5 protein-coding genes are annotated in these 5,629 nt (G+C 65.4%); 3 read left to right on the top strand and 2 right to left on the bottom strand.

Annotated features, from left to right (window positions below):
- The coding region (locus AC1D00_RS24105) for an FIST signal transduction protein (RefSeq protein ID WP_477012366.1) at positions 1–605 on the bottom strand (605 nt) is incomplete at its 3' end.
- Between the two features lie 258 nt (positions 606–863).
- Between AC1D00_RS24105 and AC1D00_RS24100 the strand changes: the two genes are divergently transcribed.
- Positions 864–2,903 carry a methyl-accepting chemotaxis protein gene (locus tag AC1D00_RS24100; protein WP_477012365.1) on the top strand — a complete coding sequence of 680 codons (2,040 nt, stop codon included), beginning with the start codon at positions 864–866 and terminating at the stop codon, positions 2,901–2,903.
- A 259-nt stretch (positions 2,904–3,162) separates the two neighbouring features.
- Here the strand turns inward: AC1D00_RS24100 and AC1D00_RS24095 are convergent, their stop codons facing one another.
- Positions 3,163–3,519, bottom strand: a complete 357-nt coding sequence (locus AC1D00_RS24095; protein WP_477012364.1) for a DUF3175 domain-containing protein — start codon at positions 3,517–3,519, stop codon at positions 3,163–3,165.
- Between the two features lie 180 nt (positions 3,520–3,699).
- On the opposite strand from AC1D00_RS24095, the gene AC1D00_RS24090 reads away from it, so the two are divergent.
- Positions 3,700–5,184 (top strand): MFS transporter, encoded by a 1,485-nt coding sequence (locus tag AC1D00_RS24090; RefSeq protein ID WP_477012363.1) that lies wholly within the window; start codon positions 3,700–3,702, stop codon positions 5,182–5,184.
- A 3-nt stretch (positions 5,185–5,187) separates the two neighbouring features.
- Positions 5,188–5,629, top strand: a 442-nt coding sequence (locus AC1D00_RS24085) for a trehalose-phosphatase (protein ID WP_477012362.1), incomplete at its 3' end; no start/stop codon positions are given.

Below are 5,629 nucleotides of genomic sequence, written 5' to 3'. Positions count from 1 at the left end.
GTGTTCAACAGGATCAGGAGGGCGGCATTGGTGTGGGCCTTGCCGTCGCAGAACACCCAGGTCTTCTCGAAGCGCATCCCGTCGCCCGCGGACCCGCCGACGACAGGAATATCGTCGAGCGAGGCATAGATCGCCGACATCACCGCCTCTTCGCGGCGGCACAGGCCGTCGATCAACACCAGGCCGAAGGGATTGCCGCGATCGACTTGCGGGGTGACCCGCAACAGCTCGTGCCGAAGCTCGCCGCCGATCCTGCGGCCGTCCTCGACGCGGAAGCCGTCGAGGTTGAGAATAGGGCGCACCGCGGCCGAGAAATCGGCACGGCTGAACGCCAGCGCTACGACGCTGTTCTCGTCCCAGCCGTCGGGCGCGAGCTCGCCCGCGGTCGTGCAACCGCAGACCTGGGTCTCGTCGAACTGCCGGGTGATCTCGGCGATGAAGTGATGAGGGTCGTAGCTGGGCGAGAGGAAGACCAGGATCAGCGCCAACTCGTCGGATGGGAGCTGGGCGGCGAGCTCGGCCACGGCTTCATCGACGCTCGCAGCCTTCGATTTGGCAACGGCAACGCCAGACGCACCGCCAAACCGAAAATCGGTTTGCCCCACTCCGTTTCTCCCTCGAGGACCAGCCTGGTCTAACGCCAAGTCTTCAAAGAATAAGGCGTTTTCCGGTTAGCCGCAACACGGCGCCCCTCGGCCCCACAAGGTTGGACGCGCCCTGGGGGGCGAAACTCTCTCCACCCGCGGTGCAGGCCGGACGGATTTACCGCCCCTTGACGTTTCTGCCCTAATTTTCCGCACGCGTTCGGAAAGGGCTGCTTCCGGGCCGCGTGATCGTTGCAAGAACATAGGGTGGGGGTGGGAATGTCCGGGCGTATCGCGTCGCCGTCTAAGCGCACCATATTTCCGACCCTCAGGTTCCGCGCGAAAATCATCCTGGGCTTTGCCGCAGTGCTGGTGATCTCCGCCGGCAGCATGGCTTTCGCCTATTTCGGCTTCGAGCGGGTGTCGTCCGGGGTCGGGTCCTACCGCACCAGCGTTTCCGAGGCCGACCTCGCCCGCAACATCGACCGCGAGCTGCTCGCCTATCGTTCGTCCGCCCGGTACTTCGTCGTCACCGGCAAGGAGGATGATGCCAAGGCGGCGCTGGATGCCGAGGCCGGCCTCAAGAACGCGATCGACCAGGCGATCAAGGGCGCCAAGCGGCCGGCGCGGCTGGAGAGTCTCAGCAAGCTCGCCAAGGAGTTCTCCAACTTTTCGGCGACGTTTGCAAAGATCCTGCAAGCCAAGCGCGACAGCGCGCTCCTGGTCCAGAACCAGCTTCAGCGCAATGCCAACCTCCTGAAGTACAAGCTCGACGACATCGGCAACAACGCCTCCGACGCGGAGGCCCAGGCGATCGAGTTCGGCACCAAGCAGGTCAACGCCCAGTTCCAGACCGCGAGTGCCGCCGCGAGCAATTTCATCGTCAACTCCGACCAGGCGGTGGCGACAAGCGCGCTGGCGCGACTGAAGTTCGTCGAGAACTCGCTGGGCGCGATCTATTCCATGGACGACAAGGTTGTCGCCGGCCTGAAGGATGCGAAGGCGCTGCTCGCGGCCTATCGCGACGCGCTGGAGAAGCTGATTGCCAACGCCAAGATGGTCGATGATCTCGTGACCGAGATGAGCGGCTCGGCCGGCGCAATCCTGCAAGGAGCCACCGCCATGAAGGCGGACCTCGTCGCCGAACAGCAGCGGCTGGATTCCGAATCGGAAGCGACCATCGGGCAGACCGAGCAACTGGTCCTCATGCTTGCCGTTGGCGGCACGCTGCTCGGCGCGGTCCTCGCCTTCCTGCTCGGCACCGGCATCTCGCGCCCGATGATCGCGATGTGCAAGGCGATGCGCGAGCTGGCCTCGGGCAATTTCGACGTCGTGCTGCCGGGCCTCGGCCGCAAGGACGAGATCGGCGAGATGGCCGGCGCAGTCGAGGAGTTCAAGGTTCAGGCCGTCGCCAAGGCCGAGCGCGATGCTGCCGCGAGCGAAGCCCAGAGCCGGGAGCAGGCCGCCAGCCGCCGCTCCGAGCTGATCCGYTTTGCCGATGATTTCGAGAGCGCSGTCGGCGCCATCGTCTCCAACGTCTCCGCCTCGGCCGTGCAGCTCGAATCGGCAGCGTCCACGCTGACGCGCACCGCSGAGACCACCCAGAGCCTGTCGAGCCAGGTYGCCGGTGTGTCCGAGCAGGCGTCAAGCAACATGCAGTCGGTCGCCACCGCGACGGAAGAGCTCTCGGCTTCGGTCGAGGAGATCGGWCGCCAGGTGCGCGATTCCAGCCGTATCGCCGAGGCCGCCGTGGTGCAGGCCAAGGAAACCGACGGCCGCATCGGCAAGCTCTCGCATGCCGCCCAGCAGATCGGCGAAGTGGTCAAGCTGATCACGGCAMTCGCCGAGCAGACCAACCTGCTGGCGCTCAACGCCACCATCGAGGCCGCCCGCGCCGGTGAAGCCGGCCGCGGCTTTGCSGTGGTTGCSAGCGAAGTGAAGTCGTTGGCSAGCCAGACGGCGAAAGCRACCGACGAGATTTCCTCCCATATCACGGGCATGCAGGGCGCCACGGCCGAGTCGGTTGCCGCGATCAAGGAGATCGGCGCGACCATCGGCCAGATCTCGTCGATCTCGACGTCGATCGCGAGCGCCGTGGAGCAGCAGGGCGCCGCGACGCAGGAGATCGCGCGTAGCGTCCAGACCGTCGCCCAGGGCACTCAGACCGCCGCCACCGACATCGGCCAGGTCAATCGCGGCGCCGCCGAGACCGGCTCGGCCTCGGAAGAGGTGCTGAACTCGGCCAAGACGCTGTCATCCGAAAGCACCCGCCTCCGCGCCGAGCTCGACCGGTTCATGGGGAATATCCGGGCGGCGTAAGGCTCGCCGTCGCTGAAGTCTGCGCCGTCGCCTCATACTCCGCTGTCGTCCCGGACAAGCGCGCCTCAAGCGCGCGCAGATCCGGGACCCATACTCCCAGGGAGAAGTCGTGGCGTGCGCCGGTAACCCCGAGTCTTCGCCAAACCACTCCCTGTGGTTATGGGTCCCGGATCAGCGCTCCGCTGCCGGCACGCTACGCGTTGCCGGCAGCGGAGCTTGTCCGGGACGACAGCGGAGTTAGGAGGCGCTGTGCGAAGCCTCACTCCCTCCCGAACGCGCGCTTCAGCTCCACCTTCGCTCGCTCCAGCCGCGTGCGCTGGGACTTCGGCAGCGTCGTGCCGGCACGGTTGATATAGAACGTCAGCATCGACAGCGCCGAACGATAGGCGCCGGTCTTGCGGCGCGAACTGTGCTCGGCCGAGCGCTTCAGCGAGGTTGCGATCTTCTTCGGACTTGTGAGCGTGAATACGCCGCGCTTGAGATCGAGCGCGTCGCTCTCCTTCGTCACCCGTTGCGACCAGCGCTTCGGCGCCGCGCGTTTCGCGCGCCTGCGCGCGCTGGTCTTCCCGCGCACAGCAGTTTTGCGAGAATGTGTCGTCTTTCTGACATGAGCCATGCATCAACTCCTTGCAGCTCCTTCGGAAACGGACGGCGCCAAAGGCTGTTCCTGTGGGAACCTGGCCTTGCCGCAGACGTTGTCGCAGGTGGCAGGCGGAATGCCGCACCCCGATGATCGGTTCGCCCCCGGCCACATCATGTGAACCGGGCCGCTTGCATTGTCAGACCCAACAACGCGATGGAATTGCAGCAAAGCCAAGCGCTGAATCATGGACCTGCTGTCTCGGCGGTCGCGACCGGTCGCATCATCGAGACCAGCATTCCCTCGCGTCTCGACGCGCTGCCGTGGAGCGGCTTTCACACCCGCGTCGTGCTGGCGCTCGGCATCACCTGGATTCTCGACGGGCTCGAGGTGACGCTCGCCGGTGCGCTTTCCGGYGCGCTGAAGCAAAGTCCCGTGTTGCACTTCTCCAATCTCGATCTCGGTGTTGCCAATTCCGCCTATCTCGCCGGCGCGGTGCTCGGCGCGCTCGGCTTCGGCTGGCTGACCGACCGCATCGGCCGCAAGAAGCTGTTCTTCATCACGCTCGCGGTTTATCTCTCCGCGACCGCCGCGACCGCGCTGTCGTGGGATATCGCGAGCTACGCGCTGTTTCGTTTTCTCACCGGCGCCGGCATCGGCGGCGAATATACCGCAATCAATTCGACCATCCAGGAGCTGGTGCCGGCGCGCTATCGCGGCTGGACCGATCTCGTCATCAACGGCAGTTTCTGGATCGGCGCGGCAATGGGCGCGGTGGCGGCCATCGTTCTGCTCGACCCCGCCGTGATCGACCCCGATCTCGGCTGGCGCCTCGCTTATCTCATCGGCGCGAGCATCGGCCTCGTCGTGCTGTTTATGCGGATGTGGATCCCGGAAAGTCCGCGCTGGCTGATGATCCACGGGCGGCCCGATCAGGCTCACGCGATCGTCGACGAGATCGAGCGCTCGGTGATCGGACACGATCAGGATGTGAGCGACGGACGCTTCACCAAGATCCGGCTGAAGATGCGCGATCACACGCCGATCCGCGAGGTCTTCCACACGCTGTTCACGGTCTATCGCCAGCGCGCGCTGGTCGGCCTCGCGCTGATGAGCGCGCAGGCCTTCTTCTACAACGCCATCTTCTTCACCTTCGCGCTCGTGCTGACCGATTTCTACGGCATCAGCGCTGATCATGTCGGCTGGTACCTGCTCCCCTTCGCCGCCGGCAACTTCCTCGGTCCGCTGCTGCTCGGCCGCCTGTTCGATACGCTCGGACGGCGCGCCATGATCATGTTCACCTATGGCGCCTCCRGCGTGCTGCTGGCGCTGTCGGGTTATCTGTTCTCGATCGGGGCGCTCAGTGCGCAAGGACAGACCATCGCCTGGATGGTGATCTTCTTCTTTGCCTCGCCCGCCGCGAGCGCGGCCTATCTCACCGTCAGCGAGACGTTTCCGTTGGAAGTCCGCGCGCTGGCGATCGCGGTGTTTTATGCGGTCGGCACCGGCATTGGCGGCGTCATCGGCCCGGCGCTGTTCGGCGCGCTGATCGACACGGGATCACGTACCAGCGTGTTCGCCGGCTATTTGCTGGGGGCATTCCTCATGATCGCGGCCGCGATCGTGGCGTGGCGCTATGCCATCTCCGCGGAACGCAAATCGCTCGAACAAATCGCGCGGCCGCTCGCCTTTATGGAGTAGACTATGAAATCGGAACTTGCGGAAATGGCATTGGACCAGAAGCACACCATGCCCGTTGACGACGATGTGCCGGAAACGGTGCCGGTGCCGGTGCCGCATGCGCTCGTGCCGCATCTCGACGAGACCGCGATCCTGCTCGACATCGACGGCACGCTGCTCGACCTGATGCCGACGCCGCGCGAGGTGTGGGTGCCACCGGGCCTGTCGGAGACGCTCAAGCAGCTGGTGGAACGCACGTCCGGGGCGCTGGCGCTGGTCAGCGGCCGCTCGCTCAACGACATCGACCTGATCTTCGCGCCCGACGTCTATCGCGCCGTCGCCGGCCACGGCGCGGAGATGCGGCTGTCGGCGGACAATGAAGCGGATGACGTGCACGCGCCGCCGCTGGACAAGGAGTTGAAGCGGCGGCTCGCTGCGATCGCAAAGCTCAGCCCGGGCATTCTGC

Source organism: Bradyrhizobium sp. P2_E8 (genome assembly GCF_056403875.1).
The sequence above is the reverse complement of the archived record's forward strand: the minus strand, read 5'-3'. Positions and strand labels throughout refer to the sequence as shown.

Excerpts from the sequence above, each read along its gene's own strand:
- AC1D00_RS24095 (WP_477012364.1), bottom strand. The coding sequence starts at position 3,519 with ATGGCTCATGTCAGAAAGACGACACATTCTCGCAAAACTGCTGTGCGC.